The sequence below is a fragment of the Neobacillus sp. SRL179 genome (genome assembly GCF_984799095.1).
In genome coordinates this window covers 1,817,509-1,833,422 of the sequence record NZ_OZ481792.1, presented here as the reverse complement: position 1 = coordinate 1,833,422, position 15,914 = coordinate 1,817,509, and the positions used below count along the sequence as shown (strand labels likewise).

13 protein-coding genes and 1 pseudogene are annotated in these 15,914 nt (G+C 38.9%); 3 read left to right on the top strand and 11 right to left on the bottom strand.

From position 1 onward, the window contains the following. Positions 1-25 precede the first annotated feature (25 nt). Positions 26-817: an IclR family transcriptional regulator gene (locus tag AC4E8C_RS09080; protein ID WP_490211781.1), complete on the bottom strand. Its 792-nt coding sequence runs from the start codon at positions 815-817 to the stop codon at positions 26-28. A gap of 323 nt (positions 818-1,140) precedes the next feature. Between AC4E8C_RS09080 and AC4E8C_RS09075 the strand changes: the two genes are divergently transcribed. Next, a complete protein-coding gene (locus tag AC4E8C_RS09075) occupies positions 1,141-1,986 on the top strand; it encodes a manganese catalase (protein ID WP_490211779.1) in 846 nt (281 codons plus the stop codon). A gap of 592 nt (positions 1,987-2,578) precedes the next feature. Here the strand turns inward: AC4E8C_RS09075 and AC4E8C_RS09070 are convergent. Further along, entirely contained in the window at positions 2,579-3,397 is an 819-nt protein-coding gene (locus AC4E8C_RS09070) for a purine-nucleoside phosphorylase (RefSeq protein ID WP_490211778.1), read from the bottom strand. Positions 3,398-3,641: 244 nt separating this feature from the next. Here AC4E8C_RS09070 and AC4E8C_RS09065 point away from each other — a divergent pair, with 244 nt between their 5' ends. Both AC4E8C_RS09065 and AC4E8C_RS09060 read left to right on the top strand, forming a co-directional pair. After that, the gene (locus AC4E8C_RS09065; RefSeq protein WP_490211777.1) at positions 3,642-4,859 is read left to right on the top strand and encodes an ROK family protein; all 1,218 of its coding nucleotides are present in this window, start codon (positions 3,642-3,644) and stop codon (positions 4,857-4,859) included. A 168-nt stretch (positions 4,860-5,027) separates the two neighbouring features. Beyond that, positions 5,028-5,939: an EamA family transporter gene (locus AC4E8C_RS09060; protein WP_490211776.1), complete on the top strand. Its 912-nt coding sequence runs from the start codon at positions 5,028-5,030 to the stop codon at positions 5,937-5,939. A 140-nt stretch (positions 5,940-6,079) separates the two neighbouring features. Here AC4E8C_RS09060 and AC4E8C_RS09055 read toward each other — a convergent pair whose 3' ends face one another. From AC4E8C_RS09055 to AC4E8C_RS09015, 9 genes and pseudogenes are all read right to left on the bottom strand, one after another. After that, positions 6,080-6,403 (bottom strand): cupin domain-containing protein, encoded by a 324-nt coding sequence (locus tag AC4E8C_RS09055; RefSeq protein WP_490211775.1) that lies wholly within the window; start codon positions 6,401-6,403, stop codon positions 6,080-6,082. 97 nt (positions 6,404-6,500) lie between these two features. Next, entirely contained in the window at positions 6,501-7,250 is a 750-nt protein-coding gene (locus AC4E8C_RS09050; RefSeq protein WP_490211774.1) for a response regulator transcription factor, read from the bottom strand. 58 nt (positions 7,251-7,308) lie between these two features. Continuing rightward, positions 7,309-9,000: a sensor histidine kinase gene (locus tag AC4E8C_RS09045; protein WP_490211773.1), complete on the bottom strand. Its 1,692-nt coding sequence runs from the start codon at positions 8,998-9,000 to the stop codon at positions 7,309-7,311. A 264-nt stretch (positions 9,001-9,264) separates the two neighbouring features. Beyond that, positions 9,265-10,302, bottom strand: a complete 1,038-nt coding sequence (locus AC4E8C_RS09040; protein WP_490211772.1) for a TRAP transporter substrate-binding protein — start codon at positions 10,300-10,302, stop codon at positions 9,265-9,267. Positions 10,303-10,365: 63 nt separating this feature from the next. Continuing rightward, positions 10,366-11,661 carry a TRAP transporter large permease gene (locus AC4E8C_RS09035; RefSeq protein WP_490211771.1) on the bottom strand — a complete coding sequence of 432 codons (1,296 nt, stop codon included), beginning with the start codon at positions 11,659-11,661 and terminating at the stop codon, positions 10,366-10,368. Positions 11,662-11,663: 2 nt separating this feature from the next. Next, positions 11,664-12,161 (bottom strand): TRAP transporter small permease, encoded by a 498-nt coding sequence (locus tag AC4E8C_RS09030; protein WP_490211770.1) that lies wholly within the window; start codon positions 12,159-12,161, stop codon positions 11,664-11,666. A gap of 189 nt (positions 12,162-12,350) precedes the next feature. Further along, positions 12,351-12,644: a hypothetical protein gene (locus tag AC4E8C_RS09025; protein WP_490211769.1), complete on the bottom strand. Its 294-nt coding sequence runs from the start codon at positions 12,642-12,644 to the stop codon at positions 12,351-12,353. Between the two features lie 185 nt (positions 12,645-12,829). Then, positions 12,830-13,675, bottom strand: a complete 846-nt coding sequence (locus AC4E8C_RS09020; RefSeq protein WP_490212512.1) for an OmpL47-type beta-barrel domain-containing protein — start codon at positions 13,673-13,675, stop codon at positions 12,830-12,832. Next, positions 13,667-15,700: pseudogene (locus tag AC4E8C_RS09015) on the bottom strand (pectate lyase family protein); the annotation flags it as partial. The pseudogene AC4E8C_RS09015 and the gene AC4E8C_RS09020, both read right to left, overlap by 9 nt. Between the last annotated feature and the right edge of the window lie 214 nt (positions 15,701-15,914).

Genomic DNA, 15,914 nt, shown 5'->3' with positions numbered 1-15,914 from the left:
ATCAGAATGATAGATAATTATTTTGCTAATAAACTATGGGACCGCCACATACTATCATTTTATCAATACGATATTTTTTAATATTTTCTTGTATTTCCTCCCCTCTTTTTTGAACTTTTCCAAGTACAGAGGGAACCTTACTACTTGGTAAGCGATATTCTGGTGCTCCCAATGTCAGGGATCCTATAATATCTCCTTTATAATCAAAAATTGGAACTGCAATTCCTACCACATTTTCGCTATATTCTCCTACAGAATAGGACCATCCATTCTTTTTAATTTGTTCGAGATTGGTCCAGAGGGTTTCAGGTTTGGTAATCGTTTTATTTGTCCATTTTACTAAACCTCTTTCTAATATTGTTTGCTGCTTCTGTTCCGCTAAAAAAGCCATAATGGCCTTTGCAGAAGCACCGGCATACAAAGGGGTTCGGCTGCCCAAAGTTACCTGGCATTTTATATTTTGAGGACTTTCAAAAATGGATACACAAATCCCTTCGAGATTGTCTAACCATGTTAAATAAATAGATTCTCCTGTTTCATCTCTTAACTTTTCCATTACCGGATTAATAATTTCAGAGATACGAAGTTTTTCTTGGACAATTAATCCATATTCTAGGCATTTAAGCCCTAAAACATATTTATTCGTTTGTTCATCTTTTTTTAAGAAACCATGTTGTTCAAAGGTTGATAGTATTCGGTAAACAATAGAGTGATTAATTCCTATTTCTTTCGCTAACTCACGAACCCCCCATTCAGATTTTTCTTTTGTAAAATAATTAAAAACTTCTAACGAATTATCCAACGTTTTTAGAGCCATTTATTTTCCCCCCTTCAATATTGTTTCTATATTAGAACCACTATCTCTATATTTGAATTTATTTATACTTATTTAGAAAATTCGAAAAAAATACTACTTCAAAACAATAAAATTAATATCACTTTTAAAAGCTGCGGAGGGACAAACTTCCACTTGGTATATTCTTAGTCTAATGACAAAATACTAACTCCATCCAAAAATCACCAGAGTTATACCGCAAGGATATTGTTAATCTCCGCCAATCTTTCCTGTCAAAAAACGATTGATGGATAGGAATGAGGGGTATTAAAATATAGAATTTTAAATGCGAAGAGGAGGATTTTATGTTTCGACACCAAAAGCAATTACAGTTTGAGGTTAAAGTAGAACGACCAGATCCAATGCTCGCCCGACGAGTACAGGAAGTACTTGGCGGTCAATTTGGAGAAATGACGGTTATGATGCAGTATCTTTTCCAAGGGTTTAATTGTCGTGGTGAAGAAAAGTATAAAGACATGTTGATGGATATTGGGACAGAGGAAATAGGGCATGTTGAAATGCTCTGCTCCTTAATCAGTCAATTGCTGGATGGGGCTTCTCCAGATGATCAGGCGGAAGCAGCAAAAGACCCTGCTACTGCTGCCATCATGGGCGGGATTGATCCACAGCATTTGCTCGTTAGTGGTCTTGGCGGGCTGCCGACTAATTCAAATGGAGTCCCTTGGAACGGTGCATACATTGTGGCAAGTGGAAATTTACTAGCAGATATGCGTTCTAATTTACACGCAGAAAGTCAAGGCAGGCTTCAAGTAGCTCGTCTCTACCATATGACAACTGATGAAGGGGTACGTGCAACATTTCGCAAAATGCTTGCTCGTGACCGATACCACCAATATCAATGGATGGCTGCCATCGCAGAGCTGGAAGAGAAAAATGGTGTGGTTGTGCCAGCTTCCTTCCCTCCTGAAGCTGAAAAGGAAGCCCAGCCTCATGCCTACGAGTTTTGGAATCTCTCAGAAGGCAGTGAATCTTCTGAAGGTCTTTGGGCAAAAGGAAGTGCACCAGATGGCACGGGAGATTTTATGTTTATTGAAGAGCCAATTGCACAAGGTCAAGTACCGAATCCAACTATTCCCTCTGAAAAAGTACATCATGACTTAGATACCACTAAGTTAACTAATAGATACTAATGACTTAACAGAGCTATTGCAGATACTGCGCACAAAGGGCGGTGACACACTGCTGTCATCGCCCTTTTTTTTGCATATCATCATCCCAGCTATATACAACTCGCGTCCACTACCTGACCGGATACCGCCATAAGTTCATTGATGTTCACCCATCCTCCAATATTTTGAGATTGGTCAACATCTTGTATGGTAAAAGTTAGTCGAATACTATTGGAGAGTGACAAAGTGGATCTTTTGCCTATGCATGTCTGTGCTTTTTGCAATGAATCCACCCTTCCACCTTCACACGAAATGGTATACCTTTGCATCGGTACATAAATTAATACTCCCCTTGAAAGGTCATAGGTTTTAATAAACCCTTCAGCAGTGGTGCCATCTCGGAAAGATAATCGGATCCATCGCTTTTGCTGATAACAAGCAAATATTTTTTGAAATAGCCCTTGTCTGTAGTCATAGTATGGATAGAAAGGCTGAAACGGATTATTTGGATACAGTGCAGCCTCCCCCTTTCTTTCATCACTAAATCCTTTCATGTATATGAGAAAAAAAAGGGTTGGTGCTTGTCATCACCTGGTGTGGTTATAAGAATGAATTACATTCTTTCTATAGTTCCCTTAACGAGTTTGATAAACTTATCTCTTACCAAAGCAGCCACTTCAATGACTTCATCATGACTTAATGGCTGATCTAGAATCCCACAAGCCATATTGGTTAAACAAGAAATACCTAGTACTTTCATTCCTCCGTGAATCGCTACAATCGCCTCCGGGACTGTTGACATACCAACAGCATCTGCTCCTAATGTGCGAATCATACGGATTTCAGCTGGAGTTTCGTAAGCTGGTCCGCTCCACCAAGCATAAACGCCCTGTTGTAAGGTAATGTTTTGTTCGTTTGCTACATCAGCGGCAATAGTTCGTAATTCACGATTATATACTTGAGAAACATCAGGGAACCGGGTTCCTAATTCAGGATTATTGGGTCCAATCAATGGATTGGTACCGACTAAATTGATATGATCAGTAATTAACATTAAATCTCCTGGGTTAAAGCTTGTATTGATTGCACCGCATGCATTGGTGATGAGTAGATTCTCAACGCCGAGGGCCTTCAAAACACGTACTGGAAAAGTAACTTCATCTAACGTAAATCCTTCATAATAATGAAAACGTCCCTTCATTGCCACTACTGATTTTCCCATTAATTCCCCAATTACTAATTCATTCGCATGGCCGATTGCTTCAGATTTTGCGAAGTGAGGAATCTCGCTATAAGGTATGGTAACTGGGTTCGCAATTTCATCTGCAAGAGTTCCTAATCCGGATCCTAAAATCATCCCAATCGTTGGACGATGGTCAGTCTTACTTAAAATGAAATCTCTAGTTTCTAAAATATCTTGCATTTTATGCATAAATTATATCTCCTTTTTTTTAACAGTTTTATAAAGTAAGTGTAATAGATATTGTACCTATTGTAAATCACTAAAAACCAATTTGAAAAAAAGTATCTTAAAAAATCTTCAAATAAACTACTAATTACTATTAATCAGGTTTCTTTTTTTCAAAAATAGAATAAAGTTCGTTATATTACCTACTCCTTTATGAATGAATCAGCTAAAATATATAAATAACCCTTATTCATTTTGGAGGAAGTATATGTTAAAGCAATTTGCAGGCTTACCATCACCTAAAACAAAGAGCCTAAAACTTTTATATAGCCTTGTTCGTAAGCTAGGACCAGTCAGAATTAATACACTTACTGAGATAACTGGATACAAACATGTAACATGTAAACGATTACTGGACGAGCTTGTTCAAGAAGGACTTATCTACGATAGTGGAATTGGGGAGTCTAGTGGAGGACGTAAACCATTGATGTATGTCATCAAGCCTGATGCTTATTATGTCATTGGCGTAGAAATTACCAACTTATACACTACCGTGCTTCTCCTTGATCTAAACTTAGACATCCTAGACGTTGAAAAATTAAGAATGGATTCACAATGTACGGGAGAATACACATTAAATTTTGTATCCCGGTGTGTTGATGAATTACTGGCAAAACACAAAATTCAAAGAGATAAATTCCTGGGAATTGGCATTGGGGTTCTTGATTCAATTGACAAAGAAACTGGATTTTTCATAAACCCACAACTGTTCCCTGCAGGTGGCTGGGACACCCTAAACATTGTCGACTATTTACAAAAAAGTAATCATACTTATGTATTCATCGATAATGGAACCAATCTAGCAGCCTTAGCCGAATACCGTAAAAACTATTGGAAAGAAACAGATAATTTGGTTTTTGTCTCAAGTGATATGGGAATTCGTTGCGGTACTATCTTACAAGGTAGATTGGTTCGTAATAACATGGAGATGGATGATGCTCTGGGACATATGGTAGTGGATCTGCACGGACGGCGTTGCTCATGCGGATCGTATGGTTGTCTGCAAGCCTATAGCAGCTTGCCTGCTATCCGTAACGAAGTCGTCCGTCGGATGAAGCGTGGTTATGTTTCTATCCTTCGAAAAAGTATTAATGATGTAGAAGATATCGATTTTCATCATATATTAAATGCTATAGAGCAAGAAGACCCTCTTTGCCTTGAGGTAGTAAAGGATGCAGCTTATTATTTTGGCATCGGACTGAGTAATCTTATTTTACTTTTGCGACCGGATATTGTGATCTGTGGAGGAACATTGGTGCCAAAACCTCTATTTTACGAAGCGGTCTCTGAAACCGCACAGAGCCGACTCTTGCACTACCCTAAAAGTCATGTTCAGATTATAAAGTCAACTGCAGCCTACAACATCGCAGCTCAGGGAGCTGGGTGTATGGTTCTGGATTATTTCACTGAAGAGAACCTGCCTTGAAAAATTGTTGATTGACATTCATGGTGAATCATTTTAGAATAAACCAAGTAATATGGAACCAAAAAAAACTTGTTTGTGGACTTTTCTAGAGATATCTCTATTTTCGCCACACAGCTAATAATAGCTGTGTGGCTTTTTATGTTTTATAGAATGAAAGGGGTAGAAGAAATGAAAACTTGGCAATACGCACTACTTGTATTATTGGGGGGATGCAGTTACGGTGCCTTATCGACTTTTGTAAAGTTAGCTTATGCTGCTGGTTTTACCAGCGCAGCGGTGACAGGAAGTCAATTCTTAATGGGGACTCTCTTAATCTGGATCGTAGCTCTCTTTTCGAAAAAGAAAAAACTTACACTGCCGAAAATAGGTAAATTACTTTTATCGGGAATTCCACTCGGATTAACGAGTCTATTTTATTACCAATCACTTCAATCACTAAACGCTTCCCTTGCAATCATCTTTTTATTCCAATTTGTCTGGATTGGCAGCTTATTTGAATGGATCTTCTATAAAAAGAAGCCAACAACGGGGAAGGTCGTTTCCATTGGTATTCTGGTGATTGGTTCCATACTTGCTTCAGGAATTATGGCCGAAGGCAGCGGGGAAATGACGTGGCAAGGTACCATTTGGGGAATGCTTTCTGCACTAACCTATACCACTTTTATCTTCCTTAGCAGCAGTGTGGAGAAAGATACACCGGTTGTGCAAAAAAGTGCACTATTTACCACTGGGGGGATGATTACCGTTTTCCTCCTCAGTCCGCCAACAGAGTTACTCCATTTACCAGTTTTAATGGAAATTGCACCGTATGGTTTGTATCTTGGTTTATTAGGAGTGGTCTTGCCCCCAATCTTATTTACCATCGGCATGCCGCACATCGGACCAGGTCTCGGGACCATTTTAACCTCATCTGAACTTCCGATTGCTGTTATCTTATCATCGCTAGTCTTAACAGAACATGTAAGTATGTCCCAATGGATCGGAGTGGTTTTCATTTTAGGCGGAATTCTTGCAGGAAATCTGAAGAAATCCAAGACTAAAATAAAGCCTTCCTATGTGGAAAGGGAATCTACTTTATAAGAATAGTATTATGGGTGGGGGTTTTCTTTGCAGAAACCCCCACCCACTTTTTTATTAGTCTTAGTTTGCGCACTGATCTATACAATGTGCGTTCGCAATCCTAGTCAGAGGGTTTCAAGCAGTCCCTGTCTGTAGTCATATCAAACAAAATCTTCCCGCTGCGGTGTAAATACGTCTAATATAATCGAATTGTCTTCAAGGGCTTTTACCCCATGCAATGAATTTGAGGGAACGTATATGCTGTCTCCTTTTACCACTCGTTGGGTCTTTCCATCCAAACGAAACTCAAAACTTCCTTGAACAATATAACTAACCTGTTCATGAGGGTGAGAGTGAATGGCACCAATTGCATCCTTCTGAAAACTCACCTCTGCCATCATGAGGCTGCCGCCTCTTCCTAAAAGTTTCCTTTTAACACCTTCTCCAGCATTAACGATTTCCTCTTTCTTTCCAAAGAAAAACAAGTCCATTACCTCTTTTCAATTAATCTATCAAATTAGTTAATCCACAACGTTTACTCTAATGATTACTGCAATCCCCGCTTTTTTCTTTTTTATCATTTTAATTCTTTAGAACCCTCTTACGGTATTTAGATGGAGTTACTCCAATTTTACGTTTAAACATGTTACTAAAATAGGCGATATCGGAATAACCAAGCCTGTCAGCTATTTCACTAACTCTTAAGGAGGTCGATACTAGCAGGCGCATTGCTTCGTTCATACGCATTTCAAGAACGAAATCTACAAAGTTCTGCTCTGTTTTGTCTTTAAAAAGCTTACTTAAGTAACTTGGATTCAAATTGACGTAGTTAGCAGCTTCCGTTAATGTAACTTCACCTGGAACCTTGCTTTTGATATAGTGAATAACTCGCTCGACAGTGGATAATTCAGAGGGATCTGACTCTTTTACCAAACTGTTTGTTGAACGTTTACTTTTTTCTTGGTGATGAGTCACCCAGTTCTCCAGGCATTCCTTTAGTTCTTCCAATTCTACAGGCTTAAGCAGATAGTCAAATATACCTGAACGAAGGCCATGCTGTACATACTTAAAATCATCGTACCCGCTGACCATGATACAATCTGACTGATATCCACCGTCTGCCAATGCAGTTACAAACGATAACCCGTCCATCACGGTCATCCTCACATCTGTCATGACCAAATCAACAGATTGTTCCTTTAAAAAATCCAAAGCTTCTAATCCATTGGAGCATTCACCAATTACCTTAAAGGAGAGTCCTGTTTTAACTATCGTATGCAGAAGTGCAGTTCGAACCCATTTCTCATCATCGACCAGAAGTATCGTGTACATGCTATCACTTCCCAATAAAGCAATAATTTTTAAACTGCCATCGCGAATATTCCATTTGTCATGAACCGGCTTGTCCAATGTGCCTTATTAACGGCAGGCGAATGGTAATAGTGGCTCCGATTCCCGGACTGCTATGTACGCTGATTCCATACTCTGCTCCGAAAAGGTTTACAATTCTTCGGTGTACATTCACCATGCCAATCCCTGGTCCCCCTTCCATTACATCCTTCTGACATAAATTTCGCCGAATTTCTTCCAACTTGTCTGGAGAAATTCCTATCCCATTGTCCTGAATTTTAATAATATAAGCATCAACCGAAATCTGCATTGCCGATATACTGATTTTAGAAACTCCACCTGAAGGTTCAATCCCATGCTTAAAGGAGTTTTCAACAATCGGCTGAATCGAGAATTTGGCAATCGTTTGTTTTTTCGCCCATTCTGGTATTAAGAATTCATACTCCAATTTATCATCAAAACGGTATTTCTGTATTCGAAGATATACATTCGTATGGTAAATTTCTTCCGCCAGAAAAAGAGTTTGAGAGTTATTATTTATATTATAACGTAATAACTTTGCCAATGATGCGGATATATCTGATATGTCGTCCACTCCGTATTCCAAGGCCATTCCACGAATGGTTTCAAGGGAATTAAACAAAAAATGTGGATTGATTTGTGCCTGCAATGCCTTAAGTTCAATTTCTTTTTGACGGAACATCATTTCCGTTTCCCTAATTTTCGAAAAATAAACTTCATTTACAAGTTCTTTTAAGCGTAACAACATTTTATTAAACCCCTGGGTCAGTTCCCCAATTTCATCCTTCGATAATACCTCGACTTGTCCGTTGAAATCACCTTTTTCCACACGTTTCATCATTCCTTGCAGCCTTTTTATCGGCTTAATAATACTGCTTGACAAACCTACTCCAAGAATGAAGGCGATCAACAAGGTAAAGAGAATGGTAATAAAAATAGTGTTTCTGATATAAATTGAACTTTTGATTAATTCGTTATAGGGGATGGATGTAATGACTGTCCATCCGAGGAATCCAGAATGGGTGTAAGTGAGCAGATCTTTGTCCTCTCCACTTGTTACAAATGACCCGCTTTCCCCAAAAAGAACCTCTTTCATATTTTCAAGTGAGGCTTTTTTTCCTAATTGGGAGAAATTTGGATTATAGACGTAATTCCCTTGTGAATCAACGATATACATAAATCCCGAATTACCGATATTTACCTGGCTGGCTATTTCCTTAAAGCGCTTAAAGTTTACATCCATCACTATATACCCAATTGGTTTGAGAGTCTTCGGGCTAAACAATCTTCGGGCAATCGATATAACATAATCCTTGTTCTCACCGTCAGAAAGTGTCCGAGTGAAAATAACAGGCTGAGCGTTCTCCGGAAGTATTTTTTGAAAGAATTTCGGATCAAAAGACTCTGATGGCTGGAAACGATTGTATCGGATATCGAGAGCATCGATTGTGGCTACATTGTTGACCGATATAGTAATATTCGCTATATCCGATCTGGAATAGGCCGCATTTTGCAGCATTCTCTTGATGGTATCCTCCATTCCACTAGATTCAGATTCCTCATGGGTATCCATTTGAAGGAATTGATTAAGGGTTTGATGGTTTAAAATCTTTAATATATCAATCTCAAAATCGCCCACATAGTACTCGATATTCGTGTTTACTTGCCTTATAATCTGCCAGCTGTAGGAGCGTGCTTCATTTTCAAGCACATTAACAGATTTTTGATAGAAAAAAAAACCAATAAAACCAATTGGGACAACAACAAGCAGTGCAGAAAAAAAACAAACAGCTTTCCAACCAGTGACAAATCTTTCATTAGTAGTATGTTCGATAGCCGTTCAAAAGCATTTCTTCCAAACCGTTGCATAATTCACCTAATTCCTTTATGTAAGATAAAAAGAAAGACCATGCTTTAATGATATCATTCCCAGCATAGTCCTTCCTGTTATTTTCCTTTTGGGTCCCAAGATAATTTATTTTCTTGCCTTATCGATTGCATCAAGAATGTCGCCATAATCAGAGCGATACTTATCGATTACAGGTTTAACTTTTTTCTGCCAAGGCTTAAGATCCTTCACTTCGACAATAGTTACCCCAGCCTCTTTAATTTTCTTCTCGGATTCTTTCTCCATACTATCCCATTCTTTACGTTCTGTTTCTACAGATTCTTTAGCGGCTTCTCGAATAATCTTTTTATCTTTGTCGCTTAATTTATCCCAAATAGCCTTACTTGCAAGCAGAGCTTCAGGCACACGCTGGTGGCCATCAAGTACTAAATTCTTTGCTACTTGATAATGGTTTGCAGAAACGTAACTTGGCGTATTGTTTTCCGCTGCATCGATAACACCCGTCTGTAGGGAACTAAAAACTTCCCCGTACGCCATAGGAGTGGCGTTGGCACCAAGTGCTCCCATCAAGTCTATATTAATCTGATTTTGTTGAACGCGGATTTTTTGTCCTTTTAAATCTTCGACACTCTTTACAGGTTTAGTAGAATAGAAGCTTCGGGCGCCAGAATCATAATAGGCAAGTCCAACCATTTTTGATGCTTCTAAGTCTTTTAACAATTGTTGGCCTTTTTCACTATTCAAGAAATTCCATTCGTGTTCGGAATTGTCGAAGATATATGGCAGACTGAATACACCTAGAGGCTTACTAAATTCAGCCAGAGGTCCTGTACTAACACGTGTGAATTCAACTGCTCCCAATTGTACTTGTTCAATGACAGATTTCTCATCGCCCAACTGACTATTTGGAAATACAGTAATTTTAATACGGCCATCTGATTTTTCGTTAACTAGCTCTGCAAATTTCTTATCTCCCAATACAGTAGGATAATTGTCCGGATGTGTATCAGCTAAACGAAATGACAAGGTTTTTCCTTCCGATTTTGAACCTTTTTCAACAGAAGTATTAGCTGTTTTCCCGCCTCCGCATGCGCCAAGAATTAAACTTGACCCAAGGATTGCACTTAACACAAAAGATAAACGTTTTTTTGATTTTTTCATCATAATCCTCTTCCCCCAATTAAAAATTTGATTTAATTTATTTAATATTACTTTCATAACGACTGTTTAGTTACCTATTAAGCGAGGCAGCCACATCGTAATAGAAGGAATATAGGTTAAAACTAGCAACGCTGCAACGAGTATCAATCCAAACGGCGCCATTGCCTTTGCACCTTTCATAATAGGGATGTCGCTGAGCGCACAGCCAATGAATAGAACTGTTCCAACAGGGGGGGTTAAAAGTCCGATCCCCAAGTTCAACATTAAAATGATTCCAAAATGGACTGGATCCATGCCTAGTGATTGGACAACCGGAAGTAGGATTGGCGTCATAATTAAAATCAACGGGGCCATATCCATTCCACATCCAAGGATGAGGAGCAAAACGTTGATAATCAATAAAACAATAATCGGATTATCAGAGAACGTTAACAATGCATTTGTCACCATTGATGGGATTTGCAGGTATGCCAGTAAATAACTTAACGCGTTTGAAGCCGCAATTAGGAATAAGACCATGGAAACCGTCCGGAATGTCCGGAGCATAATGCCCCCCATCCGACTGAATGGAATTTCCTTAAAGTAGAAGAATGTAACAATAACTGCATATAATACAGCGATTGCGCCTGATTCGGATGCCGTAAACCAGCCTGAGAAAATTCCACCCAGGATGATCACAACCGGCATAAGCGAAATGATTCCTTCTTTGATTACCTTGGGAACATCTTTTTTGTCAACGACCTGAATTTGAGTGTACCCTTGGCGAATAGCCATGATACGGCTTGCAATCATGAGAGCGATACAGATTAGAATTCCTGGTACCACCCCTGCCATAAATAACGTGGCAATCGATACACCGCCAGAAGCAAGAGAATATAAAATTAAGTTGTGACTTGGCGGAACAACAACACCTTGAATAGCTGCTGCAGTTGTTAAACCTGTGGCAAATTCCTTGCTGTATCCTTTTTTCCTCATCATTGGAATCATAACGGATCCAATCGACGATACGTCTGCTGCTGCAGATCCAGAGATATTTCCAAACAGCAGGCAGGCGAGGACGTTGACCATGGCCAATCCGCCGCGAATCCGGCCTACTACCAACATAGCAAGGTTAATTAAACGAATGGCCAAACCGCCCTCATTCATCAACTGTCCTGCCAAAATGAAAAATGGAATCGTTAATAGTGCGAAAGAGTTAACTCCTTGAATCATCCGTTGTCCAACCACTTCAAGTGGAATGTTCAGATACAGTATAGTGAGAATGGTAGAGCCTGCTAAGGAAAGGGCTACCGGGAACCGGAATACTAACATGAGGACAAAGCTTGCCAGTAGAATAATTATAGCGATCATTGATGTATCCATCGTTAGTGCCCACTCCCTTCAATTTTATGCCGTTTTGTATCAATGCCAATTAACTGCAAGAAGGCATAAATCATAATCATGAATCCAGTAATCGGCATAACTGCATATGCCCAGCTATTTGATAATTTGGTTGCTGGCAGAGTGGAATCCTTCATCAAAACAGTAAAATCCCAGCCGTATTTCAGTAAATAGAGCCCAAAGGCTATCGTCGCAAGCAGCACTACTTTATCAATCACCTTAATGGCCGCAGGAGGCAGTTTTGAGGTAAAGGATTCAATCGACAAATGTAGCTTTTCACGAATGCCAATAGCAATTCCCATAAAAGAAAACCAGCAAAGCAATAATAGAGTTACTTCTTCGGACCAAGAAATAACATAATTAAATAATTTACGAGTAAAGACTTGAAGAGTTACGATTAAAATCATGACGATTAGTGAGCCTAAAGCAACTTTTTCAAAAATAGTATCCAGGAGTAAAAAAAATCGTTTCAGCACTTTCACAAGTAAATCCTCCCCCTTTTTTATCTTTTCTAAATTTTCAGTTTTGTAAGTGCTTTCTAAATCTTATTGTAAGGGTTTTCATTCATTTAGAAAACCGTGCTGATTTTAGGTTTTTTTATATTTTTTTTAGGTTGGCCTATTAATTTATCAAAAAACAAAAAAATGGGAAATATCAGATTCCCCCCCATTTCACTTTATATCCTTTTCATCCATTTTGCATGACGCGATAATTTCACAATTTATAAGTGCCTCGTCAAAAGATGTCGCAATACCTGTGATTCTTGCCGATCCATAAAATTTGCGGCCAAATTCTCTGGCTATTAATTTTAATTCTTCATTCTCAGGATCTTTTTCTAATTCTTCTAAGGCACTATAGTAATTGGATTTGCTTCTTAGAATTATGGGATTTTTATAGCGAAAAAAGCCGCCAAATACGATAAACGCCGTAATGAATGGTGTAGCATAATAAAGTAATTGAACCATTCCATTTCTCCTTTTTTGTTAGTGTTTGGAGCTGCATTTATGGTTGGATTTTTTTTAGGTTGACCATTTTTAGTATGTACCAAATTCAACTTTTTCTGCCTCAACTTTAAATATCAAAAGGAAAAAGCTCCCACTTCATAAAAAAAGGGGAGCAAAATATGTCTGTTACCTAATCTAGTTTTCTTTTATTTTTCTGACTCATCATGAGGTACCCGTACAATAACAGTAGTGACTGACTGGTTGCCTGCCTTATCCAATGCTTTATACGTTATGCTATAGGTAAGATCAGCCTTTTTTCTCGCTTTTTTAGCGAGCAATGTAAACGTCTGATCTAGCGTACCGTACATAGCATCTCCCACCAATGGTTCTGACTCGTCTTCAAGTTCACTTGGAATTATCGAGGACAGCATAACGGAATCAACCCCCGACAAACTGTCACTTGAATCAACGACAGCCGTTACTGAAACAGGTTTATTGTTGGCAATCCTGAGTATCGATTGATCCAAATCGACCTGAAGCGATGGTGCGGTTTTATCCAAATAAATGGAAACTGTTTTTTTCTCCTCCACATTACTGGCGTTATCAACACACCAATATGTAAGGCTATGAATGCCTTCCGCAGTAATTGTAACCGATTCGCCCGTTTGTGGAGCCCCGTTATCAATCATGTAATACGTTGCTTCGACACCTGAATCCATATCCCTGGCAATAAAGTTTACCGTTACATCTTTATTGACCCAGCCATTCGGCGCATCGTCCGTGGTTACGGGTGCCGTCTTATCAATGTTATTGACGGTAGCAATAACACTTCCTGCATTCCCCGCCGCGTCTTCAAACGTAAAAGTAAAGCTTCCATTTTGACTAAAAGTGTACTGACCTAGCCCATTATTGTTCGTTACCGTAACAGGCTCACTTGGTATAACCGTCACAATCACATCTTTGTTGGTCGGATTGACAGCACTATAGCTGATTGTCGCTGTTGGAGCAACGGTATCTGTTGGTTCTGATGCTCCCTTTAAAGCTACTTCCATATAAAATAGATTTGCAACATCCGTTTTTCTAATGGTATGTGAACCCGGTGCAAGCGGCACCGTTACAATGCCATCTGTCATTGCAAAACTGGTTCCATCTATGTTGATTTTCGATGTGTCTCCTGTATTAAACACTAAGGTTAAGGTTGAATCTACAGTAGTCGTAAAGCTAACGCTGGTTGCACTCTCCATTTTTAAAGCTTGAGTTAAGGTTAGACCATTATAAACCACTGTTCCCTTACTTGTTGAAAGGTTCCCTTGAATCGTGAAGAAGTTGCTTTCTTTTCCATCTGTGGTAAAGTTTTGTACATTTACTTCAGTTGGTCCAGTGGGATCCGTTGGGTCGGTTGGATCGGTTGGATCGGTTGAGTCTGTGGGAATTGTATTACCCCCTACAGATACAAGTTTGGTTTTGTAATTTTTTATTTTAGACATCAATGCTGTATTAATGCTAGACGATTTATCATCAACCGCATCATCAAATTCCCATGTAAAGTCTCCATTATTTAGGCGTCCGGCTTTTGCAGAAACAAATTGTCCCACAAGGCTTGCATCATCAATATCAGATGCAGTTACTCCCAAATTGATGCGAGTATCAAAGTTATTATAAGTTGTTCCGCCTACTAAGGTTTTGTAAGAGCTTGGAACGGTTTCACTTCTTGACGAAGCTAAGTAAGCATCAAATGATGCAGTATTAGCTGGAGTTGTTCCTCCATCGGAATTAGCATAGATAAGACTTGCAGCATCAACTATTATATTGTTGTACGCTTTAATCATTCCTCCATCTTCATCTGAGAATGTACCTTCTCCTAAAGCATCAGTACCTTGCAAGGAACTCATCATTGGATATTTCGCATTTCTAAAATAGTTTGATTCTACAAAGGATGAACTTCCTGTTGTTACACCCACACCATATTTCGAAATTCCATCAAAGAAATTATTATATACATGAACAGTTCCTGTTCTTATGCGTGGATGACGAGAGTCTGAATGATCAAACCAGTTATGGTGAAGGGTTACAAAAAATTCTGATGATTCATTCAAACCGATTAAAGAACTTTTTCCAGAATCCCAGTAATGATTGTAAGAGAGTGTAATATAGGTGGATCCACCTTTCAGGTCAGTGGAACCGTCACCTTTTGCCTGGTCGGCATCTCCTCCTGCAGTTCCATAGAAAATATCATTATTATGAATCCAAACGTTAACATTGCCAGTATCCATTGAAATGCCATCATCAGGGAATAACGCCATACCTAAGTTTCTTACTTCTACATTACCGACATATCTAAGCAGGATTCCCCATCCATAAGCATAAGCATCTTCCCCGATGCCTTCTAATGTCATATTCATTTCCGAATAATTGGATTTACCTTTTACTTGAAGATATCCGCTGCTGTTAAGCTGGCCATACATGTCAGCATCTGTAATTTTTCCAATAAATCTGATTGCAAGCGGTGTTTTATCATAGCCTTTTTGTCTCAGGTTCAGAATATTACCTATACCCACACCTGTTGTTACAGCTCCTGAGCTGCTGGTTATTACATCATGAGTTACGGTTTGTGCATTCTTTGATGTTACATAAATAACCTGAGCGCTAGCCTTAAGTGTTCCATCATTATTATAAGCACCTGAACCTGTGCCGTATGTGGAGTTTGATGCAAAAGCAAATCCAGATCGGTCATGTGCCGTTACTGGCAGCGTATTAGAAACCATACTTTCTATCGAATTATCTGACAGTACTGCTTCAACTTTCATGATATAATTTCCAGCTGCAAGCCCTACAGCATCAGCTCTCCAATACGATCCGTAGCTTCGAATTAATTCCGTATCAATTTGTTTGTATTGAGAATCTGGTGCACTCGCAGATTTAACATAAACGTTATATCCTACCGCATCACCTACAGACGACCATTCTATATAGGCAGATTCATTCCAACCTCCACTATTGATTATTGAAGGGCTAGCTGCTTGTACCGTAGTGTTTGCGAATCCACCTGTTAGTAAAGATAGTACAAGAGAACACATAAAATAAATTCTTAATATTTTTTTTCCAACCATCTGTTCCTCCCTAGTCAATTTGTCATAGGTAATTTGAAACCGCTTACAATTCTTATTTTGGTTTATGCAGCAACCTAGATTATTTAGTTGCTACAACGTCCCCCTTTCACCCCCTGCAACGAAGATCTTTATTATTAGAAAGAGATAATCCATTTGACCTCCATACCTCTTTTAATAATCC